This window comes from Amycolatopsis sp. YIM 10, from assembly GCF_009429145.1.
In the GTDB taxonomy this organism is placed as follows: Bacteria; Actinomycetota; Actinomycetes; order Mycobacteriales; family Pseudonocardiaceae; genus Amycolatopsis.
The window spans coordinates 5,452,995-5,477,082 of the sequence record NZ_CP045480.1; the positions used below are offsets into that span (position 1 = coordinate 5,452,995).

Consider the following 24,088-nt stretch of genomic DNA (forward strand, 5'->3'; position numbering starts at 1 on the left):
TGGGCTCAGTGGTCGTGCTCGTCGTCGAAGTCGGCGACACCGCGCTTCCAGTAGCCGGTGATGTCGTGGTCACCGCGGTCGAGCCGGAGTTCGTCGCGCACCCAGCGGCGCAACGGCTTGAGCACGCCCGCTTCGCCGGCGAGCCAGACGTAGAGCCGTTCGCCTTCGGGTACCTCCACCGAGCGCACGGCCTTCTCCAGCAGGTCACCGGTGCCGGGCGGCGCGTCGCCGCGGTGCAGCCAGTGCACTTCGACGTCCTCCGGTGGGTGCAGCTCGATCTGCTCGCTCTCGTCCGCCACCTCGATGAAGGCCCAGCCCGCGGCGGTCCGCGGCAGTTCCTCCAGCCAGCGCGCGATCGCGGGCAGCGCGGTGAGATCACCGGCGAGCAGGTAGCGGTCGTAGTTGTGCGGCACGATCAGCCCGCCCGGCGGACCGGCCACGTGCGCGACGTCGCCGGGACGCGCCGCCCTGGCCCAGTCCGCGCCGAGCCCGCCCTGGTGCAGCGCCACGTCGATGTCGAGTTCACCGGTGACCGGGTCGTAGCGGCGGACGGTGTACTCGCGCGAAGTCGGCGAGGGACGCGGCCAGCGCAGCATGTCGCCGTCGGGCTCGGGCAGGCGCAGCGTGCCGTCGGGCTCCGGGAAGATCAGCTTCACGTGCTCGTCGGGAGCATGCGCCTCGAACCCGGCGGTACCGGGACCGCCGAGGGTGACTCGCACCAGACCGGCCCCGACCCGGCTGGTGCGCAGCACCTCGGCCTGGCGGATGCGGATCGGGTACGGCACCTTCTCGGCCGTGGTGCCCGCGCGGACCTCGGCGATCCGCTCGCGGTACCGGGCCCGCTGCTCGGCGCGGCTCACTCGCGTTCCCCGGCCAGCACGGCGGTCCAGTGCGCCAGCTGCGGCTGCTCGGCCAGGTCTGCGAACTCCACCGTGGCGCCGGCCGCGCGCCACCGCTCGATCAGGCCCATGATCCGGATCGAGTCCAGGCCGAGATCGAGCAGGTCGGCGTCCGGGGTCAGCTCGGCCTCGTCGCAGCCGAGCAGTCCGGCCACGTCGGCGCGAACCTGGTCGGCGGTCAGTCCGGTGCTGCTCATCGTGGGGCTCCCGCGTGGATCGGCGCCGACGGCATGGACAACGCAGACAGCGCGCCGGCGGTGGTGGTGACGACGCCGCAGCGCTGCGCGACGTACTCGCAAGCCTGGTCGTGGTGCCCGCGGGAGAAGTCCGCGACCGCGTCGGCGACCAGGAAGGGCCGGACATCCCGCATGAACGCCTCGACCGCCGTGGCCTGGCAGCCGATGTGCGCGTAGACGCCGGTGATCAGCAACTGGTCGCGGCCGAGCCAGGCCAGCTGCTCGGTGAAGGTGCTGCGCTGGAAGGCGCTGTAGCGCCACTTGACCAGCACCGTGTCTTCCGGTTCCGGGGCCAGTTCCGGCACCACGTCCGCGGCCGCCGGGTCGTCGTCGATCACCGCGCCGATGCCGTCACCCCAGAACTCGGTGAGCAGCCCGCGGTCGGCGGCGGCCTGGCGCCCCGGCTGTGCGGTGTAGAACACCGGCACGCCCGCCGCGCGCGCGGCGACGATCAGCGATGCGATGTTGGCGATCATCTCCGGCACCGGCGCACCCTGGTACGGCGCCAGGAAGTAACGCTGCGCGTCGTGCACCAGCAGCGCGACCCTGGCCGGGTCGGGCCGCCAGTCGACCCGGCCCGGCGGCAGCTCGGCCGCGGTGGGCAGCGGATAGGACTCGATCTTCGGCAGGGACACGCTTCACCCTTTCGCGACGGCGGCCAGCGCCGCCCGCAACTCACGTTTGCTGGTCTTGCCGACCCCGGTCACCGGGAAGGCCTCGACCACCTGGACCAGGTCGGGCACCTTGAACGCGGCGATCCCGCGCTCGCGGACGAACCGGCGCAGCTCGGCACCGGTCGGCGCGCCACCGGCGACCGGCACCACGTAGGCGCAGGTCCGCTCACCCAGGTACTCGTCGGGCACGGCCACCACGGCGGCGTCGAGCACGGCCGGGTGCGCCATCAGGTGGTTCTCCACCTCTTCGGCGGCCACCTTCTCCCCGCCCCGGTTGATCTGCTCCTTGGCGCGGCCGACCACCTCGAGGTGCCCGGTCGGGGTGCGCCGGACCAGGTCGCCGGTGCGGTAGAAGCCATCGGCGGTGAACGCCGTCGCGTTGTGTTCCTCGGCGCGGAAGTAACCGCGGATGGTGTACGGGCCACGGGTCAGCAGCGCGCCCGCTTCCCCGTCGGGCACCACGTCTTCGGACGTGGCCTCGGGATCGGCCGGATTCACCACGCGGATCTCGTCGTCGAGCGAGATCGGCCGCCCCTGCGTGGTCAGCACGATCTCTTCGGGATCGTCGAGGCGCGTGTAGCAGACCAGTCCCTCGGCCATGCCGAACACCTGCTGCGGCCGGCAGCCCAGCGCGGGCCCGATCCGCTCGGCCAGCTCTCGCCCGCACTTGGCGCCACCGACCAGCAGAACGTCCAAAGTGGACAGATCGCGGGTGGTGCGGGCGGCGGCCTGCACCCAGGCGACGGCCAGCGGCGGCACCACTCCGGTGATCGTCACGCCCTCGGCCTCGATCAGCCGGAACGCGGTGTCGGCGTCCGGTCGCGGGGCGAGCACGCTGGTCGCGCCCGCGTGCAGCGCACCGAGCACGCCCGGCGAGCTGAGCGGGTAGTTGTGCGCCACCGGCAACGCCGCCAGGTACACGCTTTCCGGGCGCAGCGCGCAGATCCGCGCGCTCTCGCGGACGCTGTAGAGGTAGTCGTCGTGGGTGCGCGGGATCAGCTTCGGCAGGCCGGTGCTGCCACCGGACAACTGGAGGAACGCCACCCCGGACGGATCGGGGTCGGGCAGTTCGCGGGGCGTGGTCGCGGCCAGGTCGTCGAACTCCGGTGAGCCGACGACCAGCACGTCCCGCACCGAAGCCACGTCACCGGCGACGGCGCGCGCGGTGGCGGCGTGGTCGTGCCGCTCGTGCTCACCGACGGTCAGGATCGCCACGGCCTCGCTCTGCCCGGCGAAGTGCCGCAGTTCGGTGTCGCGGTGGGCGGGCAGCGCGAACACCGGCCACGCCCCGGCCCGCCACAACCCGAACACCACGGGCAGGAACTCCGGGATGTTCGGCAGCTGCACGACCACCCGGTCTCCGGCGCGAATCCCGGAACCGGCCAGCCCGGCGGCGATCCGGTGCGCGCGCTCGTCGAGTTCGGCGAAGCTCCAGCGCGCCGTCTCGCCGTCGCGCTCCCCCACCACGGCGGTGCGCCCGGAGTAGGCCTGTGCCAAGGAAGTCAGCAGCGAGCCGAAGGTCTGGCCGCGCCAGTACCCGGCGGCGCGGTAGTGCGCGGCGATTTCCTCGGGCCAGGCAACGTGATCGGCGCTCATGCCGCCCCCTCCAGGCCGAGCGCCCGCAGCAGGGTGCGGAACTTCGCGCTCGTCTCGGCGAGTTCGGCCGCCGGATCGGAACCGGCCACCACCCCGGCCCCGGCGAACAAGCGGACCGACCGGTCGCACACCTCGGCGCTGCGAATGGTCACCACCCATTCGCCGTCGCCGTGGAGGTCGGTCCAGCCGACGAGACCCGAGTAGTAACCGCGGTCCTCCGGCTCCAGCTCGGCGATCGTGTCGCGGGCGCGTTCGACCGGGACACCGCAGACGGCGGGCGTCGGGTGCAGCGCCTCGGCCAGCGCGAGCGCGGAAACGTCCGGGTCGGCGATCCGGCCGGTAATCCGGGTCGAGAGGTGCCACATGGTCGGCGTGCCGATCACCGTCGGTTCCGCAGGCACGTCGAGCCTGTTGCAGAACCCGCTCAGCACGTCGGCAACCTGCTGCGCGACGTGGGCATGCTCCGCGCGGTCCTTCGCCGACGCGAGCAGCTTCTCGACGCGGCGGCGGTTCTCGGCCTCGTCGGCGACCCGGGGCAGGGACCCGGCCAGCGGGTTCGCCACCACGGTCGAACCGTGCCGCGACACCAGGAGTTCCGGGCTCGCGCCGACCAGCGTGCGCGGCGCGGGATCGCCGGGGGCGCTGACGTCGGCCGCGAACACGTGCGCGGCCGGATCCGCTCGCACCAGCCGCGCCAGCAGCGAAGGCACAACGACGGGCGTGTCGGCGACCAGCTCCAGGCAGCGCGCGAGCACGACCTTGCCGAGTTCACCGGCGTCGATCAGCTCCAGCGCGCGGCGCACGCTCGCCGCGTAGGTCTCGGGCTCCGGCTTGGGCGTGATCGACCAGGAGGTGCCGTCGAGCGCGCCCGCCGGGCCGTCGCGCCCCGGCACCCCGGCGCGGCGCACCACCGCGGGCACCACCAGGCTCGCCTCGGAGTCGGGCCGGAACCCGATCGCGCCCACCACCGCCGGCTCGGCCACCCCGGCAACCTCCGCGGCCACCAGCGCTTCCGCCGCCGCGCGGGCGCGCTGCCCGTGCGGTGCCCGCACCGACGTGTGCACCCCGTCCGCCAGCAGTGCCCCCCGGCCGGAGGAGAAGTAGAACGAGCCAGGCAGATAGGCGGCCAGCAGATCGGCCGCACGGTGCGCCGGGCGCGGTCGCGCCAGAGCAGGTGAAGACACTGGTCATTCCCTTTCGCAAAGACGGCTCGGCGGCGATCACCGCGCACTGCACACTCTCGTTTATATGGGAAGCCTAACCTAAGATGTACCTCAGTGGAAGACCGGCACCCGTCGCGAACCTCACGCGCGCAGCGTGGCCCCGCCGTCGACGTAGAGGTTCTGCATGGTGATGTGCCGCGCCCGGTTCGACGCCAGGAACAACACGGCGTCGGCGATGTCGGCGGGATCGGCGATGCGCCCCAACGGGATTCCGGCACGGAACTGACCGGGATCACCGGCGATCACCCGCGCCGCCCCGTTTTCGTCCGTCCACAGTAGACGCTGCATGTCGGTGTCGGTGGATCCCGGCGAGACGATGTTGCAGCGGATGCCCGAGCCGGCCAGCTCCAGGCCGAGGCACCGGGTCAGCATGGTGGCCGCCGCCTTCGACGCGGCGTACGCAGCCATGCCCGCCCGCGGCACGCCCGCCGCGTTCGAACCGACCGTCACCAGCACGCCGTCGCGCCGCGGCACCATGCGCCGGGAAACCTCGCGCAGCACGGTGAACACGCCCGTGGTGTTGACCGCGAAGGTGGCGGCCCAGTCCTCGTCGGTGGTGTCGCACACCGAAGCGGGCCGGAGGATCCCGGCCACCGGAACCCCGATGGTGATCGGCCCCAGCTCGCGCTCGACCTCATCGACCACCCTGGCGATGGCGGCGGAGTCGGCGACATCGGCGGTGAACGGCATGATCCGCCCATCCGCCTCGGCAGCCGCCTTCGCCAGGCCTTCGGTATCGACGTCGATCGCGGCCACCCGCGCCCCGGCCGAGGCCAGTGCCCCGGCGACCGCGGCACCGATCCCCCGGCCCGCCCCGGTGACCACCGCGATGCCACCGCGGATACCGTCCTCCACCGGAACTCCCTTCCCCGACCACGTTCTTAGGCTGCCCTAACCTAACCTTTTCCGGTCGACGATAAAGGGTTTGATCCGGTGATCTGGCTCACCCGGCAGTGAGTACTCCGGCCAGCAGCGCCGAAACCTCGCCGGGCGCGTCGAGCATCGCCACGTGCCCCGCACCCGGGATGATGTGCTCGGACACGCCCTCGGCCGCCGCCCAGCGCGGCATCGCGGTGGCGATGTTGCCGGTGCGATCGCGGGCCCCGCGGATCAGCGTGAGCGGCACCGGCGTCCGGTAGCCGGGATCGGGCTCGACCAGCGCCACGGTGCCGCGCCAGACGTCGAGAAAGACGTGCTTCGGCATCCGGGCGAACACCGCCTCGGTCGCGGCGATCGCCGCCGGGGTCACCGCGGACGCCTTGGCCATCATCCGGGGCAGCCGCGACTCCGGCACCACACCCAGCGCGGGCGCGGCCAGCCGCAGCATTCCGCGTTCGGCCCTGGTCAGCGGTCCGGCGTTCCAGGTGGAGCCGATGACCACCAGGCCGCGGGCGCGCTCGGGCGCGCGGCGCACCAGCGCCTGGGAAAGGTTGCCACCGAGCGAATGCCCGACCAGCACGGGCCGATCCAGTTCCAGGTGGTCAAGGAGCGCGGCGAGATCCGCGAGCGCGTCTTCCGCGGTGAACCGGGTGCCCGGCGCCAGTGCGGAATCGCCGTGCGCGCGCAGGTCCCAGAGCACCACCTGGTGCCCGGCTTCCCGCAGTGCGACGGCCTGTGCGGCGAAGGCTTCGTGGTTCATGCCCGCGCCATGCGTGAGCACCACCGCCGGGCGCTCGCCCGGCCGGCACTCGTAGCGGAGCACCGCGCCAGGGCGGGACAGGGTTCCGGTCAGCACGCGAGTCCGTCGAGGCGCCGTTCGAGATCGTCGAGCCGGTCACGGATCGGTTCGGCGTGCAGCAGTTCGGCGATCCGGTCGGCTTCGTCACCGTCGAGCGCGATCGAGCGCTCCGGGGTGTCGGGATCGTCCGTGCCGTAGAGCAGCAGCGAGCGTCCGGCACCGGAGTGCAGCACCGCCAGATGCTCGCCCGAGCGCGTCCGGACATGGTGCACCCGGCGATGTCCGGGCAGCCGGTGCGATTCGGTTTCCATGGGTCTCACCTCCGCGTACTGTCCAGTTTGCCCGGATTGCCGAGCGTGGCGCATCGGAGCAAACCCCCATTCAACCTAGTCGGTGCTCACCACGCCGCCGGTTGCCCGGGCCCGGACGGTGATCGGCTCCCGGCCGGTGGGCCGTCGTCGCAGTATCGCGCCGGCGACCGGTTCGGCCAGCGTGGTGCGCAGGCACCGGCGCAGGCCCCGCGCACCGTAAACCGGATCGAAGCCCGTTTCGGCGATCAGCTCCGACACCGACTCGTCCACTTCCAGCTCCACCGAACGACGGCGCAACCGCCGCCGCAGTTCCTCGATCTCCACCACCGCGATGCGCTTCGCGGTCTCGGTGTCGAATTCGGTGAACACGATGGTCTCGTCGATGCGGTTGAGGAACTCGGCATCGAAGAAACCGCGCAGTGCGGCCGAAACCGCGGTCTCGTTGCCGCGCGCGGCCAGTCGCCGGGTGAGCGCGCCCGGCCGGTCCCCCAGCCGGTCGGCCACCCGCCGCCACCGCGCCCGGCGCCGCCGCGCCAGCTCCGCGCTGCCCAGGTTCGAGGTCAGGAAGACGTAGCTGTTGCGGAACGAGATGCGCTCCTGGCCGTTCGCCAGGCGCAGTTCGCCGTTGTCCAGCACCTGGAGCAGGGCGCGGAGCACGGTCGGATGCGCCTTCTCCACCTCGTCGAACAACACCACGCCCGGCGTGTACGCGTCACCTTCCACTTTGGACCTTTCGAAGACGGAGTAGGCCTCCTTGCTGCCCGCGTATCCGGGTGGCGCCCCGCTGAACGAGGCCGCGTAGTGCTCCTGCGCCAGCGCGCCCATGTCCACCCGGCACAGATCCTCCGGCCCGGCACGCAATTCGGCGGCCACCTGCCGGACCAACTCGGTCTTTCCGGTTCCGGTGGGGCCGACCAGCAGCAGGTTCGCCAGTGGCCGTGCGGGATCCGCGATCCCGGCACCGGCCAGGGTCAGCGCGCGCACCACCGCCTCGACGGCCGGGTCCTGGCCGAGAATGCGCGCGCGCAACCGGTCCGCCACCGCGTCGGGGTCGAAGGCGCCGGGAGGCCGCGGCGGTACGGCCTCCCGGTTCTGGTTGCTGTTGTCCTGATTGCTGTTGTTCTGGTCGTGGAACCGGTCGGTCAGGTACGGCATCAGGCGCGCATCGTCTCGTCGACCGGCAGCTCGCCCACCCGGCAGTCGGCGACACCGACCGTGTCGCGGGTGATCGCCTCCACGTTCTCCCTGGCCTTCTCGGCGTCGGTGACCCACAGCTTGTAGAAGTCGAACGGGCAGTCCGCGACGCCCTTGTCCCCGTCACCCGCCGCGTGCACACCGGAGTAACCGCGGTGCAGCAGCTTGAACAAGTGGTTCTGCGACTGGTCGAACTCGCGCGCGTCCCGGATCGCCGAGAGCGAGAGCTGCGCGAACTGGATGCCGTACTCCTCCTCCCCCGTCTCGCCGAGGGTGCGGCCGTCGAACCCGATGATCGAGGAGTGCCCGAAGTAGGAGTACACACCGTCGAACCCGGCCGCGTTCGCCACCGCCACGTAGCAGTTGTTGGCCCACGCCATCGCTTTCGCCATCAGCACCTGCTGGTCCTTCGCCGGGTACATGTAACCCTGGCAGCGCACGATCAGCTCGGCGCCCTTCATCGCGCAGTCGCGCCAGATCTCCGGGTAGTTGCCGTCATCGCAGATGATCAGCGAGATCTTCATCCCCTTGGGACCCTCGGTGACGTAGGTGGTGTCGCCCGGGTACCAGCCCTCGATCGGGCACCACGGCAGGATCTTGCGGTACTTCTGCACGATGTCGCCGTTGTTGTCGATCAGCACGAGGGTGTTGTACGGCGGCTTGCGCGGGTGGTCCTCGTGCTGCTCGCCGGTGATGGAGAAGACGCCCCAGGTGTTCGCGGCACGGCAGGCCTCGCTGAAGATGGCGGTTTCGTCGCCGGGCACGGTCGCGGCCGTCGCGTACATCTCGTCGGGGTCGTACATGATGCCCTGGGTGGAGTACTCGGGAAAGACCACCAGGTCCATGCCGGGCAGGCCGGTTTTCATGCCCACCACCATTTCGGCGATCTTGCGGGCGTTGTCCAGCACCTCGGCCTTGGTGTGCAGCCGGGGCATCTTGTAGTTGACCACCGCGACGCCGACGGTGTCGGGGCTGGCGGAGATGTCACCGTGTCGCATGGGAGTTCCTCCTGGGGATCACGCGGCCGCCGCGGTGGCGGCCGGGACGGAACGGGGTTCGGTGCCGCGACCGGCGAGCAGCGCGGCCACCACGAGCAACGCGGCCAGCAGCGCCGCGGTCAGCCAGGCGAGCCCGGCGCTGGGGCGGTAACCGCCGGTCAGCGCGAGAAAGGCCGGAATGGTGCAGGTCGGCTGACTGAAGAACACGGTGACCCAGCCGGTGAACCGGGTCAGCCGCTCGGCGCCGAGGCCGAGCACCACGAAGAACAGGGCCCACAGCAGCGCCCAGGCCAGCCAGATCACGCCGAAGACGGGATCGTGGTCGCGCCAGAAGGACAGTCCCGAGTAGACCAGGGCCGCGCCGGCGACAAAGAGGGAGAACCAGCCGATCCCGGCCGGTTCGAGATCCGCCAGGTTCGCCACGCCGACGTACAGATAGGTGAAGCCGAACAGGTAGAGCCCGGAGGCACCGAGGATCGCGTCCTGGTCGCCGCCCGCCTGGATGATCAGCACGGTCGGGGTCACGCACTGCAGCGCGCCGACGAACAGGTTCAGCGCCGCCGCCGACCGGCCGGGGACCCGGCCGAGCAGCATCAGCCCGTTGAGCAGCAGCACCGCCCCGACGTAGAGCAACCCGACGTTGTTCATCGCGGTGCCTCCATCTTTTTTTCCCGCGCCGACTGCATTGCATCCGAATGGAATAATTTCAGATGAAATTAATTGGCCACGGACGAGCTGTCAAGACCGGGGTACCCGAACCGTCAGAGGCGGGTGATGATGTCGAAGTCGCAGCCGTTGGCCACGGCGAGATGGACTCGCTGGCGGGCCTGCCGGTCCTGGAACTCGACCGTGCCGCGCGGACCGTGGTAGGCGGCGCCATCGAGGACGGCGTTGAAGTCCGGCAGGTGCGGGCTCCCCGCCCGGCCCGCCAGGCTGGCCAGCGCCTGCAATCCCTCGTAGCAGGACTCCGCCGCGTTGTTCAGCGGAGGCGCGGTCGCCCCGTGCAGGCCGACGTACCGGCCCAGCAGGTCCATCGCGTCGGCGTTGACCATGGACCGGAAGTACGCCGCCGCCACGAACAGGTTCCGCGTGGCCTCGCTGCCGCTGGCCAGCAGCATGTTCTCCTCCATCAGCGGGCTGAACCGCACGAGCCGCTCGTGCAGCCCGCGCGCGGCGAAGCCGCGGTTGAACTCCACCGCGTCCTGCCCGACCAGCAGCATCAGCACACCGTCGGCCGCGCTGGCCTCGACCTGCCGGATCAGCCCCGCCATGTCCCCGCCGCCGAGCCCGACGAACGCCTCGCCGGCGATGGACAGGCCCAGCTCGCCGGCGAACCGGCGGACCGCGCCGGTGGACACGCGCGGCCACACGTAGTCGTCACCGGCGATGAACCAGCGGCGCGCGCCGAGATTGTCCCGCAGCCACCGCAGGGCGGGCTCGATCTGCAGCCGCGGTGTCTCGCCGGTGCAGAAGATCCCAGGCCGCCGCTCGCCGCCCTCGTACAACGACGTGTAGGCGTAGGGCAACCGCCCGGCGAGCACCGGGGCCAGCGCGTGCCGGACCGACGAGATGTGCCAGCCGGTGACCGCGTCCACCTCGCCCGCCTCGGCCAGCGCGGCGACCTCGGCCGCCACCACCGGCGGCGGCGCGCCGCCGTCGACCACCCGCAGGGAGACCTCGCGGCCCAGCACTCCGCCCGCCGCGTTGAACTCGTGCGCGGCCAGTTCGGCGATCGCCTCGCAGGACGGGCCGAACAGGCCGGCCGGGCCCTGAAGCGGGATCACCATGGCGACGCGCCAGTCCGCCCGGCGATCGCGGGCGGCGGCGAAACTCATCCGATCTCCGCGTCATCCCGTACTGTCGGATTACTTCCAGATGGAATGAAGTCTTACAATCCGGGGAGAATTCCGCAAGAGGGAGGACCGGGGCCGCCGATGACCGCGCACACCAGTGCCGAACCGCTGACCAGGGCGCTCACCCGCGCCCTGCGAGTCGTCACGGCCAGCGTCGAGGAAGTGCTCAGACCGGAGAACCTGACCGTGGACCAGTGGCTGGTGCTCGACGCGCTGGCCCGCGAGCGGGGCCTGTCCATGGCCGAGCTGGCCATCAGGACGCTGGCCACCGGGCCCACGCTGACGCGCGTGGTCGACCGGCTCGTTTCCACCGCGATGGCCTACCGCGAGGTCGACGCCGAGGACCGCCGCCGCGTGCGGGTCTATCTCGGCCCGCGCGGCCGGGCGGCGCACCGGCGGCTCGCGCCCAAGGTCGCCGAAGCCGAAGCCGATCTGCTCGGCCGCACCGACGAGGGACGGATCGCGCTGCGCCTGCTCGCCGTGCTCGGCGGGGCACCGTGCCCACCAGCACCGACAGCCACCGACGGTCACTGACGCGGGTTTCCGGCCCCGGGCTGCCGGGTACGCCCCGATCATGCGCCTGCGACTTCGGCCGAAGCAGCCCGAGTTGTTCGAGTACTTCATCCGCGCTGCCCGCAACACCGCCAGAGCCACCGAGGCGATCGCGGACCTGGCCGCCCCGGAGGTACCGGCGAAGGAGCTGAGCGAGCGGCTGGTCGACATCGAGCACGCGAACGACGAGGTCACCCACGAGCTGTACAACAAGCTCAACTCCTCGTTCATCACGCCGTTCGACCGCGACGACATGTACCGGCTCGGCGCCCGCCTGGACAACGTGGTCGACCACCTGGAGCACGCCGCGACGCTGGCCCACGTCTACTGCGCCTTCGACGACCATCGCCCGCCGCCGGAGATGTGCCAGCAGCTCGAGGTGCTGGGCAAGCTCGGCGAGCTGGCGGCCGCCTCGTTCGAGGACTTCGCCGCCAAACGCGACCTCAAGCACTACTGGATCGGCACGAACGACCTGGAGAACCAGGCCGACCGCATCTACCGCCACCTGCTGGCCAACCTGTTCAGCGGAAAGTACGACGCCCTCACCGTGCTCAAGCTCAAGGAGATCGGCGACGGGCTCGAAGAGGCCGCCGACGCCTTCGAGCACGTCGCCAACACGGTGGAAGCGATCGTGGTCAAGGAGTCCTGAGTGGACGCCACGCTCGCCGCGGTCGTCGCCGTTGTCGTGGTCACCGTGTTGTTCAGCTACACCAACGGGTTCCACGACGCGGCGAACGCGATCGCCACCTCGGTCTCCACCCGGGCGCTGAGCATCCGTTCCGCGCTGGCGCTGGCGGCGGTGGGCAACCTGGCCGGCTCGTTCTTCGGCGCGAAGGTGGCCAAGACCGTGGGTGCCGGGATCGTCCGGCTGCCGCCGGGCCTGACCGCGCTGACCGTGGTCGGCTGCGGCCTGCTCGGCGCGATCGGCTGGAACCTGGTGACCTGGTACTTCGGCCTGCCGTCGAGTTCGTCGCACGCGCTGGTCGGCGGCCTGGTCGGGGCCACCCTGCCGGCCGCCGGGGTGGTCCTGTGGAGCGGCATCGTCGAGGACGTGCTGCTGCCGATGATCATCTCGCCGCTGCTCGGGTTCGCCCTGGGTTACCTGCTGATGCTGGCGGTGCTGTGGATCTTCCGGCGCGGCCACCCGAAGAAGCTCAACCGCGGTTTCCGCGTGGCGCAGACGTGCTCGGCGGCGGCGATGGCGGTCGGGCACGGCATGCAGGACGCGGCCAAGTCGATGGGCATCGTGGTGCTCGCCCTGGTCGCCGGCGGTCACCAGGACGACTGGGGCATCCCGATCTGGGTGTACTTCCTGATCAGCGCGGTGCTCGCGGCCGGGACCTACTCGGGCGGCCGCCGGATCATCGCCACGCTCGGCCGCAAGGTGATCGACCTGCGCCCGCCGGAGGGCTTCGCCGCCGAGGCGACCGCCAGTTCGGTGCTGTACGTGGCGGCGCTCGGCTTCGGCGCGCCGATCTCCACCACGCACACGATCACTTCGGCGATCATGGGCGCCGGGGCCACCCGCCGGTTCTCCGCGGTGCGCTGGGGCACCGCGGGCAACATTCTCGGCGCCTGGGTGCTCACCTTCCCGGCGGCGGGCCTGGTCGCCGCGTTGTTGTCCTGGCCACTGGTCGCGCTCACCACCTGAGCCGGTGCCAGAATCGCGGCATGGAGATTCGCGAAGTGAAGCGGTTCGGCGGCGAAGTCAGCGGGGTCGGCGCGATCGGCCTCGGCTGCTGGCAGCTCGGAGCCGACTGGGGCGAGGTCGACGAGAAGGACGCGCTGGCCGTGCTCGAAACCGCCGCCGACGAGGGTGTCACCTTCTTCGACACCGCGGACGTCTACGGCGACGGGCGCAGCGAGCAGCTGGTCGGCCGGTTCCGCGCCCAGCGCGGTGCGGACGGCCTGTTCGTGGCCACCAAGATGGGCCGGCGGGCCGAGCAGGTACCGGAGAACTACACCGCGGCCAACTTCGCCGCCTGGAACGACCGCTCCCGCCGCAACCTCGGCATGGACACGCTGGACCTGGTCCAGCTGCACTGCCCGCCCACGCCGGTGTACTCCAGCGACGCGGTCTTCGACGCGCTCGACGACCTGGTCGACCAGGGGCGCATCGCCCGCTACGGCGTCAGCGTGGAGACCTGCGACGAAGCGCTCACCGCGCTGGCCAGGCCGAACGTGGCCTCGGTGCAGATCATCCTGAACTGCCTGCGGCTCAAGCCGCTGGAGCGGGTGCTGCCCGTCGCGGCCGAGGCCGGCGCGGCGATCATCGTCCGGGTCCCGCTCGCCTCCGGCCTGCTGTCGGGCAAGTACACGAAGGACACCACCTTCGCCGCGGACGACCACCGGAACTTCAACCGCAACGGCGAGGCGTTCGACGTCGGCGAGACCTTCGCCGGGGTGCCCTACGAGGTCGGGCTCGAAGCCGTCGACCGGCTGCGCGGGGTGGTCCCCGCCGGGCAGACGCTGGCCCAGTTCGCGCTGCGCTGGATCCTGGACCAGCCGGGCGTCAGCACGGTCATCCCCGGCGCCAGGAACCCGGCTCAGGCCCGGGCGAACACCTCGGCGGCTTCACTGCCCACTTTGGACAGTGAAGGCCACGAAGCGGTGCGCGCGGTCTACGAGGAGCTGATCCGCCCGCTGGTGCACGACCGGTGGTGAGCTGACGTGCCCGAATCCGGGCACGGGATTTGGGCCGCTCCCCCGGCCGGTGCCATGCTGACCGGCGTGGGGGACGAAGTGCCGGAGGACCTGCTGCGCCACGTGGTCAGGACCAGCGGCCTGCCGTCCGCCATCGCCAGGCGCGTGGTCTCCGACGTGATGGGTTACTTCGTCGAGACGCCCGAGGAGTACGTGCGCCGGCGCCATGCCGAGCTGCGCGCCCGGCAGCTCCCGAACGCCGCCATCTGGCCCCAGCTCCGCGAAGAACTCGCGGTGCGGCCGGTCGCGGCGCCGGAGCTGTCGGAGCGGCAGCTGCGGCGCATCGTCTACGGCTGAAGAAGGAGTTGCCCGGATGTGCGGCATCGTCGGTTACGTCGGTTCGAAGAACACGGTCCCCCTGCTGGTGGAAGGCTTGCACCGGCTGGAGTACCGCGGTTACGACTCGGCGGGCATCGCGGTGGCGGGCCAGGACGGGATCGGCGTGCACAAGACCGCGGGCCGGGTGGCGGACCTGCGCCGGGTCGTCCCGGACGGGCTGAGCGCCGCCACCGGCATCGCGCACACGCGCTGGGCCACGCACGGCGAACCCAGTGACCGCAACGCGCACCCGCACCTGGACGGCACCCGCCGGTTCGCCATCGTGCACAACGGCGTGCTGGAGAACTCCGACGTGCTGCGCAAGCGCCTCACCGCCGACGGGGTGGAGCTGGCCTCGGACACCGACAGCGAGGTGCTCGCCCACCTGATCGCGCGCAGCGAAGAGTCCACTTTGGCGGACAGGGTGCGCGAAGCACTGTCCCAAGTGGAGGGTACGTACGGCATCATCGCGATGGACGCGGAGAATCCCGGTGAACTCGTCGCCGCCCGGCGCGGCAGCCCGATCGTGCTGGGGCTCGGTGAACGGGAGATGCTGATCGCCTCGGACACCGCCGCGCTGGTGCGGTTCACCGAGAAGGTGATCTATCTCGAGGACGACGAACTGGCCACGATCACCGCGGACGGTTACCACACCAGCACCATGACCGACACCGGCGGCGCGCGCTCGACCACCCGCCGGCCCACCGCGCTCGAAGCCGGTTCGATCGACTACGAACTCGGTGAGCACCCGGACTTCATGTACAAGGAGATGTCCGAGCAGCCGGACGCGGTCGACCGCTGCCTGCGCGGGCGGCTGGACCGCCGGTTCATGTCCGCCCGGCTCGACGGCGTCGGCCTGACCCCGCGCGAGTACCAGCAGATCCGCCGGGTGAAGCTGCTCGGCTGCGGTTCGGCCTACTACGCCGGGCAGCTCGGGGCCGAGCTGATCGAGCAGCTCGCGCGCATCCCGGCCGACGCCGAACCGGCCTCGGAGTTCCGCTACCGCAACCCGGTGGTCGATCCGGAGACGCTGTACGTGGCGATCAGCCAGTCCGGCGAAACGCTGGACACCCTGGCCGCGGTGCACGAGCTCAAGCGCAAGGGCGGCCGGGTGATCGGCCTGGTCAACGTGGTCAGCAGCTCGATCGCGCGTGAGTGCGGCAGCGGGCTGTTCCTGCACGCCGGGCCGGAGATCTCGGTGGCGGCGACCAAGTCCTTCACCAACATGGGCGTGGCGCTGTCCCTGCTGGCGCTGGAACTGGGCCGCGTCCGCGACCTGTCGATGGCCGACGGCAGGCGGCTGGTCGACGGCCTGCTCGCGGTTCCTTCGCAGCTGACCGGCATTCTCGGCCAGGAGGCGGCCATCGCCGAGATCGCCAGGAAGTACGCCGGTGCCGAGCACATGTTCTTCGTCGGGCGGGTGCGGGGCTGGCCGGTGGCCAGGGAGGGCGCGCAGAAGCTCAAGGAGATCTCCTACGTGCACGCCGAGGCGTACCAGGCCTCGGAACTGAAGCACGGCCCGCTCGCGCTGATCAATCCGGAGATGCCGACCGTGGTGGTGCTGCCGGACGACGACCTGCTGGCCAAGAACCTGTCCACCATCGAGGAGATCAAGGCCCGCGGCGGCCCGGTCATCGCGGTGACCGACGCCGAACTGCCGCCAGGTCTGGTCACCGACGTCATCGCCGTGCCGAAGGCGGAACGCGAACTGGCGCCGATCACGCTCTCGGTGGCGTTGCAGCTGTTCGCCTACCACCTGGCGAAAACGCTGGGCCGCGAGATCGACCGGCCGCGGAACCTGGCCAAGAGCGTCACCGTCGAATGAGGTCTTGACCCGGACCGGCGCCCACCAAGGAAAACCTGCTGGTGCTGTCCGTTTGGGGGTACCGCGGCGCCCGGACGCCCGCTTGAATTGGACCAGACCAATCACGGACCGATCAAGGGCTGGGAGCTGACATGTCGCGTCTGCACGCGTGGAAACGGTGGTCACTGGCCGTTCCGCTCGCCGTGACCGCACTGCTGGGCGGTCTGGTCCCGGCGAGCGGCACGGAATCCGGGCGGGCCGCGGTGCCGCTAGACCAGCTGACCGTCGTCACCACGGAAGTGGCGTCCGGCCTGCAGAATCCGACCTCGATCACGGTGGTCGGCGACGGCAGGCTGCTGATCACCGAGAAGCGCGGGGTGATCCGGTCCTTCCACCCGAAGACCGGGCTGGCCGCGCAGCCGGTGCTGGACCTCAGCGCGCGGATCAGTTCCGCGTCGGTCGAGCGCGGCCTGCTCGGGCTGGCACTGGCGAAGGACCGCAAGACGGCGTATGCGGCGTACACGCGGCTGCCGGACCACGCGGTGACGCTGGCGCGCGTGCGGCTGGACACCGGTGCGGTGCAGGAACTGCTGTCCCAGCCGCACCCGGAGTTCCCCAACCACAACGGCGGTCAGGTCGCCTTCGGCTCGGACGGTTACCTGTACTGGGGCATCGGGGACGGCGGTGGCGCGGGCGACCCGCTCGCCGCCGGGCAGCGGCTGGACACCCTGCTCGGCAAGATCCTGCGCCTGGACGTGAACCGCGCGTGCGACGGGAAGCCGTACTGCGTGCCGGGCGACAACCCGCTCGTCGGCAACGCCGGCGTGCGCACCGAGATCTGGTCATCCGGCCTCCGCAACCCGTGGCGGTTCTCGTTCGACCCGCACAACGGCTCGCTGTGGATCGGCGACGTCGGGCAGGGCCGCTTCGAGGAGGTCGACCACATCCGGGCGCACCAGGGCGGGGTCAACTTCGGCTGGTCCTGCATGGAGGGTCCGGTGGTGTACAACCAGGACCGCTGCGACCCGGCGGCGAAGTACACCGGGCCGGTGTTCGACTACGTCTCCGGTGAGCAGGGCTGCGCGGTGATCGGCGGGCACGTCTACCGCGGGCGCCAGTTCGCCGGCCTGGCGGCCGGTACCTACGTCGCCACCGACTTCTGCCGCGGCACCGCCTGGGCGGTCAGGGAAAACGCCGACGGCACGTACACCGACGGCGAGATCGGCACCTTCCCGACCGACGTCACCGCCTTCGGCGTCGACGAGTACGGCGAACTGTACGTGGCCGACGAATACCCGGGCCGCCTGCACAAGGTTTCCTTCCAGCGAAAATGAAACCGGCGTAAAAGCGGTGGCCGCCATCGTTTCCCCTCGTACCGATCAGGTGTGAGAGAGGGGAAACGATGGCACACCGCACTTGGGGCAGAGCCGCGGTCGCGGTCGCGGCGGTCGCGAGCATGGCGGCGATCGCCACTCCGGCGGCTTCGGCGGACGTGACGGCGCAGGCGTGGTACTTCAACCACTACGCGTACCCGGACGACGGTGACTCCGGTGGCACGTCGATCTACGTGAGCGCATACGACGGAACCAGCTCGGTGAGCGCCTACTTCGCCGCGAAGGGTGAGAACATCACCCTTCGCGACTACCACGACAACGACCGGCCGGCGATCGCCAAGATCTGGGTCGGCGGCAGCGGCCCGGCGGTCTTCTACGCCGACGGCGACAACACGGACACGTTCATCAACGAGTCCTACGACGAGAACCAGACCGTGTACCTGCAGGTGTGCACTTCGGACTCGGCGAACGCCGTGTGCACCACCAAGAGCAAGGGCAAGGGCCGCACCTAGGCACTGCCCTGGGCATGATGGAGGGATGTCCGAGACCGACTCATGGCTGCGCCTGCTCGCCGACGAGCGGCCGGGCGCCGAACTCGAGGACTTCCGCCGCGAGCAGCTGGCCGGGGCGAGCGGTGCCCGCCGCGACCAGCTGACGCTGGCGGCCGACCGCGCCTTCGCCATCCGGCGGCGGCTCGACGCCCGGCAGCGGCACGCGGCCGAGCTGACCGTGCTCAACGACCTCGCCCGCCGCCTGACCACGCTGCGTGACTCCGGCGGGGTGCTCAGCGAGGTGGCCGCACAGGCGCGGCGGCTGCTCGGCGTCGACGTCGCGTACCTGATGCTCCGGCAGGACGACGGCGGGCTGCGGATCGAGGTGGTCGACGGGTCCATGGGCTCGGTGCTGCGCGGCATCGAACTGGCGGCAGGCACCGGTCTCGGCGGCCGGGTGGTGCGGACCGGCGAGCCGATGTGGAGCGAGGACTACCTGCGCGACTCCCGCATCGAGCACCTGCCCTCGGTCGACGCGGCCGCCGGGAGCGAGCAGCTCGGCGGCATTCTCGGGGTCCCGCTGATCCGCGGTGACCAGCCCATCGGGGTGCTGCTGGCGGCCGACCGGCGGCCGAGGTCGTTCCACGGCGGTGAGGTCGAGCTGCTCGCCGCGCTCGCGTCGCACGCGGCGGTCGCGCTGCACAACGCCGGGTTGTTCGAGGAACTCAGCTCCGCCAACGCGACCCTGCGGCGGGCCGACGAGCTGCGAGAACGGCTCACCGCCGCGGTGATCGAAGGTGGCGGGTACCCCGAGATCGCCGACGAGCTGACGCGGGCGCTGGGCAGACCGGTCGCCATCTTCGGCGCGGACCACGAAGTGCTCGCCGGTGCACCGGGTTCCGCCGAGCCGGTGGGTGAGCCCCGCGCCGTCACGCGGCTCGATGACGCGGTGCTGGCGCCGGTGGTGCTGGGCAGCGGGTACGCCGGTTGCCTCATCGCTTCCGGCGCCGCCGCACGGGATCCCGACGCACCCCGCCTGCTCGGCCTCGGCGCGACCTCGGTGGCCGTGGTGATCACCTCCGAGCAGTCGCGCGCGGAAGCGGAGTTGCGCACCCGCGGTGAGTTCGTCAGCGCGCTGCTCTCCCCCGGCGCCGACGAAGCCGGGCTCCGGCGCCGGGCCCGCCGCGCGGGCATCGGCGTCGCGGGCGTACGGGTGGTCGCGGTCTTCGATCCCGGTGACGCCGACCCGCGGCAGGCGAGCTCGCTGGCCGGGCGCGTCGCCGCGGAGTTCGGCGGCTGGTCGGCCGAGCACAGCGGGCACGTCGTCGCGCTGCTGCCGGGAATCACCGCCGAACGGGCCGCCGACCGGATCCGCCGCTTCGACCTGTCCTGCGCGGTCGGGATAGCGCCCTGCTCCGGCGGGGTGCACGCGATCCGCACGGCCCACGAATCCGCCCGCCAGACCGCCACCGTGCTGCTGGCGCTCGGCCGCACCCGCGACTGCGCGCGGGCCGCCGAACTCGGCCTCTACCGCTCGCTGTTCGGCCAGGCGGGCCGCGACGAACTGCTGGTGTTCATCAACGACGCGGTCGGCCCGCTGCTGGAGCACGACCGCGACCGGAAGCGCGATCTGGCCACCACGCTGCGGACCTATCTGGAGCAGTCACGGCACCACGCGCGGACCTGCGAACTCCTGCACATCCACCCGAACACCCTGTACCAGCGGCTCGAACGCATCGACGGACTGCTCGGCCCCGGCTGGCGCGAACCGGAGCGAGCGCTGGAAGTCCAGCTCGCACTGCGGCTGGACGACGTGCTCAGCGCGCTCCGGGCGCGCGAGTGAACACCTTGCCGGGATTGAGGATGCCGTGCGGGTCGAGCGCGTCCTTGACCGCCCGGTGCAGGTCCAGCACGGCCGGACTCAGCTCGGCACTGAGGCCGTCGCGCTTGAGCAGGCCGACGCCGTGCTCGCCGGTGACCGTGCCGCCGAGGTCGATGGCGTCGGCGATGATCCGCTCGAACGCGGCCTGCGCGCGGCGGCGGGCGTCCTCGTCGCCGGGCGGGGTGATCAGCAGCGGGTGCAGGTTCCCGTCACCGGCGTGCGCGATGTTGGCGATCAGCGTGTCCAGCTCGGCGGCCGTCTTCTCGATGCGCGCCAGCATTTCCGGCACCGCCGCACGCGGCACGCACACGTCCTCGGTGAGCACCGGGCCCAGCCGCTCCAGCGCGGGATAGGCGAGCCGCCGCGCGGCGAACAGGGCGTCGGCCTCCTCCTGGTCGGTGGAGCGAGCGGCCCAGGTCGCCCCGGCCCGCTCGAAGCACGCCAGCATCGCCTCGACCTCGCGCTCCCCCGCCGCGCCCGGCGCGTCGGTGCGGCCGAGCAGCACCACGTCGGCGTCCGCGGACAGCCCCATGTTCTTCCACTCGTCCACCGCGGCCAGGCAGTGCCGGTCGATCAGCTCCAGCGCGGACGGGGTCAGCCCGGCCGCGCCGACCGCGGTCACCGCCCTCCCGGCGTCCACAATGGACGAGAAGTACCCGGCCACGGTGTGCTCGGGTTCGCGCTGGGGGCGCAACCGCACGGTCACCTCGGTGACCACGCCGAGCGTGCCCTCCGAGCCGACCATCAGCCCGACCAGGTCGTAACCGGCCACGCCCTTGGCCGTGCGCCTGCCCAGCCGGACCAGCTCACCGGTGCCGGTGACCACTTCGACGGCCAGCACGTAGTCGCGGGTGACGCCGTACTTGGCGCAGCAGATGCCGCCGGCGTTCGTCGCCACGTTGCCGCCGATGGTCGACCACGGCGCGCTCGCCGGGTCTGGTGGGTACCACAGGCCCTGCTCGGCGCAGGCGGCCCGCAGGTCGTCGTTGACCACGCCCGGCTGCACCACGGCGAGGCGTTCCACCGGATCGATCTCCCGGATCTCCGTCATCAGCGCGGTGCTCACCACCACGGCGCCGTCGATCGCGTTGGCCCCGCCGGACAAGCCGGTCCCGGCGCCACGCGGGACGAGCGGGACCCGGTGCCGCACGCAGGCCAGCACCACGGTCCGCACCTCGTCCGAGGTTCGCGGCCGGACCACCAGGCAGGGCGTGCCGTGTGGTGCCCACTCGGCCTCGTCGTGCACGAACCCGCTGATCAGGTCGGGGTCGAGCACCAGCCGGTCGGCGGGCAGGTCTCGTCGCAGATCGTCCACCAGAGCACGCACCCGGCCAACTTCGCACGGGCCGGCGGCTCAGTCCAATGGAGGAACCCGCCACCGTCCGCGACCGGCCATGGACATCCCCTCCACCCGGTTGCTCCGTTCGTGCGTCTGGTGTATCAGACTGCTCCGCTTGGCCGTCATCTCTGGTGAGGGGTGAGTGCGATGAAGAGGATTCGAAGAACCAGCATGATCGCGGCGGCCTGCCTGGCACTGGTGGCCTGCGGCGGTCCCGACCCGGCCGTCGACCGGGAGTCGCCCGGGGTGCCCGGCGAGGTGGAAACCACCGGCGAGCAGGCACCGGACCCGCCCGGCGGCGGGACCGAGCCCGAGGTGACCGACGAACCGCCGGACATCCCGGGCGGCCCGATCGACTACGACAACACGCGCACCGGCGGCGGCCGCAGCCCGAAGGAAGTCAAGGCCGACATGGAGGGTCAGCTCGCCGACAAGTGCGGGCCGAAGCTCTGCGGGGTCAAGGTGGTGATCGCCGGTTCCGGCAAATGCACCGAATCGGTGACCCCGCGTCCGGTGCGGGCCGGTGGCCGGATCACCGTGCTGGCCAGGGCCTGTCTCGACGGCGAGGTGCCGTCCGAGGAGCCGTCCGACAACCCGTCCGAAAAATCCGAGAAACCCGGGAAGCCCGCGAAGTCCAAGCCGGTCGAACCCCCGGAGCCCAGTTCGGAATCCGGAACGGGCTGAGCCGTGGCCGCCCCGCGCCACCACCGGCTCCGGCCGAGGCCACCCGCCCCGGCCGGGGAGCCGGGCACCGGCCGCGCGGCCAGGGTGCTCGCGTCCGTGGCCGCGAACGTCACCCTGCTGACCGCGTTGCTCTACTTCTACGGCCTGCTGCGCACCCAGGAGTTCTTCGCCTACTTCCGGGTGCACTACACCCTGCTCGGCCAGACCGCGGACGAGATCTTCGGCCGCGGGGTCAACGGGCTGCTGCTGCCGATCGCGGGCGCGGCCGGCGCGGGATTCCTGGTGCTGGGCCTGATCCGGACGCTGCGGCACCGCCTGTCCGCGCCGCGGTGGCAATGGCTGCTCCGGGTGACCACGCCGGTCGCCGGCGGGTGCGGGTTCGTCCTCATCGGACTGACCGCACCGGTGGCCATCGAACCGGCGCTGTTCTCCGGGTTCGCCGGTTTGCCCGGGCTCGGCCTCGCGCTCGGTGTGGTCCTGCTGGCGGTCGCGTGGCACCGGCTGGGCGCGTCCACCGGGCACCGCCGGTCGCGGATGTCGGTCGCCGAATGGGTTTCCGCCTACACGCTGGTGGCTTTCGGGCTGTTCTGGGCGGTCAGCGACTACGCGCGGGCCACCAGCCTTCGCGCGGCCTACGAAACGGCCGTCGCGTTGCCGACGCAACCGGCCGCCACGCTCTACAGCGCGCAGAGCCTGAACCTGGCCGCCGACGGGGTGCGCGAGGACCTCTGCGCGCAGCCCGACAGCGCCTACAAGTTCCGGTACACCGGGCTCAAGCTGCTCCTGCAGTCCGGTGGCCAGTACGTGTTCCTCCCGGCGGACTGGCGGCGGTCGCGCGGCACCGCCTTCGTGGTGCCGCGCTCGGACAAGCTCCGCCTCGACTTCGCGCCGCCGAAGGCCGTACCGGCTCCGGCCTGCTGATCAGGCGGCCACCCGCAGGTCGGTGCCCTTGGTCTCCTTGACCGCGGTGACCGCGGCGAAGGAGATCACGCACAGCACCATGATGTAGATGCCGACCGAGGGCGCCCAGCCGGTGTTCTGCACGAGCAGTTCGGCGATGGTCGGTGCGAACGCGCCACCGAGGATCGCGCCGAGCGCGTAACCGATCGACACCCCGGAGTACCGCACGGCGGTCGGGAACATCTCCGCGTACATCGCCGACATCGGGCCGTAGGACAACCCGAGCCCGATGGTCAGCACGAAGATCGCGGCGCCGAAGAGCCAGATGTTGCGCGTGTCGATGAGCAGGAACAGCGGGATCATCCAGACAAAAACCAGGCCGTAGCCGAGTTGGAAGGTGCGGACGCGGCCGATCCGGTCCGACAGCGCGCCACCGTAGAGGGTGAAGATCAGCCAGCCGACCGAGCCGACCACGATCGCCAGCAGCACCGAGGGCCGCGACAGCTTCAGCGTGCCGGTGCCGTAGGCGATGAAGTAGGCGATCACCAGGTAACCCGCGGCGTTGTTGGCGATGAAGATCAGCGCGGTCAGCACCACCTGCTTGGTGTTGCGCTTGAACAGATCACGCAGCGGCGCCGAGGATTCCTTGCGGCGCTGGAGCATTTCCTGGAAGACCGGGCTCTCCTCGACCGCGCGGCGGATCGCGTAACCGAGCACGATCAGCACCACGGAGAACAGGAACGGCACCCGCCAGCCCCACGACTGGAACTGCGCCGGGGTGGTCAGCGTGGTCATGATCCACAGCACCCCGGTGGCCAGGATCAGCCCGATCGGCACGCCCACCTGCGGATAGGCGCCGAACAGCCCGCGACGGTGCTCCGGCGCGTGCTCGACCGCCATCAGCGCGGCACCGCCCCACTCGCCGCCCGCCGAGAAGCCCTGCACGACGCGCAGCACGATCAACGCGATCGGCGCGGCCACGCCGATGTCGCCGTAGGTGGGCAGCGCGCCGATCAGCGCGGTCGCCGCGCCCATCAGCACCAGGGTCAGCACCAGCATCTTCTTGCGGCCGAGCTTGTCGCCGTAGCGGCCGGCGATGATCGCGCCGAGCGGCCGGAACAGGAAGCTGATGCCGATGGTCGCCAGTGAGATGACCGTGGCCAGCCCCGGTGCCGACTTGTTCACCGGCGCCAGGAACAACGGGCCGAGCACCAGGCTGGCGGCCTGGGCGTAGATGAAGAAGTCGTACCACTCGATGGTGGTCCCGGCCAGGGTGCTGGCCAGCACCTTCTTCTCCTCGCGCGACCGCTTCGGCCGCGCGGCGGATGCCGTGGGTTGTGCCATGAGAACTCCGTTGTCCGGTGGGGCCGGTCGAACCCGGGCCTACGGACTATTACGGACGGACGCCTCGCTGACAAG

General features: G+C 71.3%; 25 protein-coding genes. 11 read left to right on the top strand and 14 right to left on the bottom strand.

The features are described 5' to 3' along the window. Positions 1 to 5 precede the first annotated feature (5 nt). The 12 genes from YIM_RS25845 to YIM_RS25900 all read right to left on the bottom strand — a co-directional run bounded on the left by YIM_RS25845 (position 6) and on the right by YIM_RS25900 (position 10,644). A complete protein-coding gene (locus YIM_RS25845) occupies positions 6 to 860 on the bottom strand; it encodes a siderophore-interacting protein (RefSeq protein ID WP_153032806.1) in 855 nt (284 codons plus the stop codon). Next, the gene (locus YIM_RS25850) at positions 857 to 1,096 is read right to left on the bottom strand and encodes a phosphopantetheine-binding protein (RefSeq protein ID WP_153032807.1); all 240 of its coding nucleotides are present in this window, start codon (positions 1,094 to 1,096) and stop codon (positions 857 to 859) included. Before YIM_RS25850 ends, YIM_RS25845 begins: the two co-directional genes overlap by 4 nt. Then, positions 1,093 to 1,770 carry an isochorismatase family protein gene (locus YIM_RS25855; protein WP_153032808.1) on the bottom strand — a complete coding sequence of 226 codons (678 nt, stop codon included), beginning with the start codon at positions 1,768 to 1,770 and terminating at the stop codon, positions 1,093 to 1,095. Before YIM_RS25855 ends, YIM_RS25850 begins: the two co-directional genes overlap by 4 nt. Before the next feature lie 3 nt (positions 1,771 to 1,773). Beyond that, entirely contained in the window at positions 1,774 to 3,405 is a 1,632-nt protein-coding gene (locus YIM_RS25860; RefSeq protein WP_153032809.1) for a (2,3-dihydroxybenzoyl)adenylate synthase, read from the bottom strand. Continuing rightward, positions 3,402 to 4,589 carry an isochorismate synthase gene (locus YIM_RS25865; RefSeq protein ID WP_153032810.1) on the bottom strand — a complete coding sequence of 396 codons (1,188 nt, stop codon included), beginning with the start codon at positions 4,587 to 4,589 and terminating at the stop codon, positions 3,402 to 3,404. Before YIM_RS25865 ends, YIM_RS25860 begins: the two co-directional genes overlap by 4 nt. Before the next feature lie 120 nt (positions 4,590 to 4,709). After that, the gene (locus YIM_RS25870; protein ID WP_153032811.1) at positions 4,710 to 5,483 is read right to left on the bottom strand and encodes a 2,3-dihydro-2,3-dihydroxybenzoate dehydrogenase; all 774 of its coding nucleotides are present in this window, start codon (positions 5,481 to 5,483) and stop codon (positions 4,710 to 4,712) included. Between the two features lie 88 nt (positions 5,484 to 5,571). Further along, positions 5,572 to 6,363 (bottom strand): alpha/beta fold hydrolase, encoded by a 792-nt coding sequence (locus YIM_RS25875; protein WP_228004013.1) that lies wholly within the window; start codon positions 6,361 to 6,363, stop codon positions 5,572 to 5,574. Next, positions 6,357 to 6,617 (bottom strand): hypothetical protein, encoded by a 261-nt coding sequence (locus tag YIM_RS25880; protein ID WP_153032812.1) that lies wholly within the window; start codon positions 6,615 to 6,617, stop codon positions 6,357 to 6,359. The genes YIM_RS25875 and YIM_RS25880 overlap by 7 nt, the downstream gene beginning before the upstream one ends. A 75-nt stretch (positions 6,618 to 6,692) precedes the next feature. Continuing rightward, on the bottom strand, positions 6,693 to 7,772 hold the full coding sequence (locus YIM_RS25885) for an AAA family ATPase (RefSeq protein ID WP_153032813.1): 1,080 nt from the start codon (positions 7,770 to 7,772) through the stop codon (positions 6,693 to 6,695). Beyond that, the gene (locus YIM_RS25890) at positions 7,772 to 8,809 is read right to left on the bottom strand and encodes an aliphatic amidase (RefSeq protein WP_153032814.1); all 1,038 of its coding nucleotides are present in this window, start codon (positions 8,807 to 8,809) and stop codon (positions 7,772 to 7,774) included. The genes YIM_RS25885 and YIM_RS25890 overlap by 1 nt, the downstream gene beginning before the upstream one ends. An 18-nt stretch (positions 8,810 to 8,827) precedes the next feature. Beyond that, positions 8,828 to 9,457: an AmiS/UreI family transporter gene (locus YIM_RS25895; protein ID WP_153032815.1), complete on the bottom strand. Its 630-nt coding sequence runs from the start codon at positions 9,455 to 9,457 to the stop codon at positions 8,828 to 8,830. A gap of 113 nt (positions 9,458 to 9,570) precedes the next feature. Next, a complete protein-coding gene (locus YIM_RS25900; protein ID WP_194239745.1) occupies positions 9,571 to 10,644 on the bottom strand; it encodes a substrate-binding domain-containing protein in 1,074 nt (357 codons plus the stop codon). A gap of 99 nt (positions 10,645 to 10,743) precedes the next feature. Here YIM_RS25900 and YIM_RS25905 point away from each other — a divergent pair, with 99 nt between their 5' ends. The 9 genes from YIM_RS25905 (at position 10,744) to YIM_RS25945 (ending at position 19,707) form a co-directional block, all read left to right on the top strand. Then, complete coding sequence (locus YIM_RS25905; protein WP_153032816.1) at positions 10,744 to 11,196, top strand: MarR family transcriptional regulator; 453 nt, start codon at positions 10,744 to 10,746, stop codon at positions 11,194 to 11,196. 40 nt (positions 11,197 to 11,236) lie between these two features. After that, positions 11,237 to 11,863: a DUF47 domain-containing protein gene (locus YIM_RS25910; protein ID WP_153032817.1), complete on the top strand. Its 627-nt coding sequence runs from the start codon at positions 11,237 to 11,239 to the stop codon at positions 11,861 to 11,863. Next, entirely contained in the window at positions 11,864 to 12,865 is a 1,002-nt protein-coding gene (locus YIM_RS25915; protein ID WP_153032818.1) for an inorganic phosphate transporter, read from the top strand. It begins immediately after the preceding gene. 20 nt (positions 12,866 to 12,885) lie between these two features. Continuing rightward, a complete protein-coding gene (locus YIM_RS25920; protein ID WP_153032819.1) occupies positions 12,886 to 13,878 on the top strand; it encodes an aldo/keto reductase in 993 nt (330 codons plus the stop codon). A gap of 54 nt (positions 13,879 to 13,932) precedes the next feature. Then, positions 13,933 to 14,214: a hypothetical protein gene (locus YIM_RS25925; RefSeq protein ID WP_153037249.1), complete on the top strand. Its 282-nt coding sequence runs from the start codon at positions 13,933 to 13,935 to the stop codon at positions 14,212 to 14,214. A 16-nt stretch (positions 14,215 to 14,230) separates the two neighbouring features. After that, entirely contained in the window at positions 14,231 to 16,060 is a 1,830-nt protein-coding gene (gene glmS, locus YIM_RS25930; RefSeq protein WP_153032820.1) for a glutamine--fructose-6-phosphate transaminase (isomerizing), read from the top strand. Between the two features lie 131 nt (positions 16,061 to 16,191). After that, positions 16,192 to 17,373, top strand: coding sequence for a sorbosone dehydrogenase family protein (locus YIM_RS25935; RefSeq protein WP_153032821.1), 1,182 nt, complete (start codon positions 16,192 to 16,194; stop codon positions 17,371 to 17,373). Between the two features lie 68 nt (positions 17,374 to 17,441). Beyond that, positions 17,442 to 17,885: a hypothetical protein gene (locus tag YIM_RS25940; protein ID WP_153032822.1), complete on the top strand. Its 444-nt coding sequence runs from the start codon at positions 17,442 to 17,444 to the stop codon at positions 17,883 to 17,885. 25 nt (positions 17,886 to 17,910) lie between these two features. Next, positions 17,911 to 19,707 carry a GAF domain-containing protein gene (locus tag YIM_RS25945; protein WP_153032823.1) on the top strand — a complete coding sequence of 599 codons (1,797 nt, stop codon included), beginning with the start codon at positions 17,911 to 17,913 and terminating at the stop codon, positions 19,705 to 19,707. Here the strand turns inward: YIM_RS25945 and YIM_RS25950 are convergent. Beyond that, complete coding sequence (locus YIM_RS25950) at positions 19,682 to 21,073, bottom strand: FAD-binding oxidoreductase (RefSeq protein WP_153032824.1); 1,392 nt, start codon at positions 21,071 to 21,073, stop codon at positions 19,682 to 19,684. The genes YIM_RS25945 and YIM_RS25950 overlap by 26 nt on opposite strands. A 159-nt stretch (positions 21,074 to 21,232) precedes the next feature. Between YIM_RS25950 and YIM_RS25955 the strand changes: the two genes are divergently transcribed. Continuing rightward, positions 21,233 to 21,769 carry a hypothetical protein gene (locus YIM_RS25955; RefSeq protein ID WP_153032825.1) on the top strand — a complete coding sequence of 179 codons (537 nt, stop codon included), beginning with the start codon at positions 21,233 to 21,235 and terminating at the stop codon, positions 21,767 to 21,769. Positions 21,770 to 21,772: 3 nt separating this feature from the next. Next, on the top strand, positions 21,773 to 22,690 hold the full coding sequence (locus YIM_RS25960; RefSeq protein ID WP_228004014.1) for a hypothetical protein: 918 nt from the start codon (positions 21,773 to 21,775) through the stop codon (positions 22,688 to 22,690). On the opposite strand, the gene YIM_RS25965 is transcribed toward YIM_RS25960, so the two are convergent. Continuing rightward, on the bottom strand, positions 22,691 to 24,013 hold the full coding sequence (locus YIM_RS25965; protein WP_153032826.1) for an MFS transporter: 1,323 nt from the start codon (positions 24,011 to 24,013) through the stop codon (positions 22,691 to 22,693). It abuts the gene before it with no gap. Between the last annotated feature and the right edge of the window lie 75 nt (positions 24,014 to 24,088).

Excerpts from the sequence above, each read along its gene's own strand:
- YIM_RS25850 (WP_153032807.1), bottom strand. The coding sequence starts at position 1,096 with ATGAGCAGCACCGGACTGACCGCCGACCAGGTTCGCGCCGACGTGGCC.
- YIM_RS25860 (WP_153032809.1), bottom strand. The coding sequence starts at position 3,405 with ATGAGCGCCGATCACGTTGCCTGGCCCGAGGAAATCGCCGCGCACTAC.
- YIM_RS25880 (WP_153032812.1), bottom strand. The coding sequence starts at position 6,617 with ATGGAAACCGAATCGCACCGGCTGCCCGGACATCGCCGGGTGCACCAT.
- YIM_RS25885 (WP_153032813.1), bottom strand. The coding sequence starts at position 7,772 with ATGCCGTACCTGACCGACCGGTTCCACGACCAGAACAACAGCAATCAG.
- YIM_RS25890 (WP_153032814.1), bottom strand. The coding sequence starts at position 8,809 with ATGCGACACGGTGACATCTCCGCCAGCCCCGACACCGTCGGCGTCGCG.
- YIM_RS25895 (WP_153032815.1), bottom strand. The coding sequence starts at position 9,457 with ATGAACAACGTCGGGTTGCTCTACGTCGGGGCGGTGCTGCTGCTCAAC.
- YIM_RS25900 (WP_194239745.1), bottom strand. The coding sequence starts at position 10,644 with ATGAGTTTCGCCGCCGCCCGCGATCGCCGGGCGGACTGGCGCGTCGCC.
- YIM_RS25905 (WP_153032816.1), top strand. The coding sequence starts at position 10,744 with ATGACCGCGCACACCAGTGCCGAACCGCTGACCAGGGCGCTCACCCGC.
- YIM_RS25910 (WP_153032817.1), top strand. The coding sequence starts at position 11,237 with ATGCGCCTGCGACTTCGGCCGAAGCAGCCCGAGTTGTTCGAGTACTTC.
- YIM_RS25920 (WP_153032819.1), top strand. The coding sequence starts at position 12,886 with ATGGAGATTCGCGAAGTGAAGCGGTTCGGCGGCGAAGTCAGCGGGGTC.
- YIM_RS25925 (WP_153037249.1), top strand. The coding sequence starts at position 13,933 with ATGCTGACCGGCGTGGGGGACGAAGTGCCGGAGGACCTGCTGCGCCAC.
- glmS (WP_153032820.1), top strand. The coding sequence starts at position 14,231 with ATGTGCGGCATCGTCGGTTACGTCGGTTCGAAGAACACGGTCCCCCTG.
- YIM_RS25935 (WP_153032821.1), top strand. The coding sequence starts at position 16,192 with ATGTCGCGTCTGCACGCGTGGAAACGGTGGTCACTGGCCGTTCCGCTC.
- YIM_RS25940 (WP_153032822.1), top strand. The coding sequence starts at position 17,442 with ATGGCACACCGCACTTGGGGCAGAGCCGCGGTCGCGGTCGCGGCGGTC.
- YIM_RS25945 (WP_153032823.1), top strand. The coding sequence starts at position 17,911 with ATGTCCGAGACCGACTCATGGCTGCGCCTGCTCGCCGACGAGCGGCCG.
- YIM_RS25955 (WP_153032825.1), top strand. The coding sequence starts at position 21,233 with ATGAAGAGGATTCGAAGAACCAGCATGATCGCGGCGGCCTGCCTGGCA.
- YIM_RS25965 (WP_153032826.1), bottom strand. The coding sequence starts at position 24,013 with ATGGCACAACCCACGGCATCCGCCGCGCGGCCGAAGCGGTCGCGCGAG.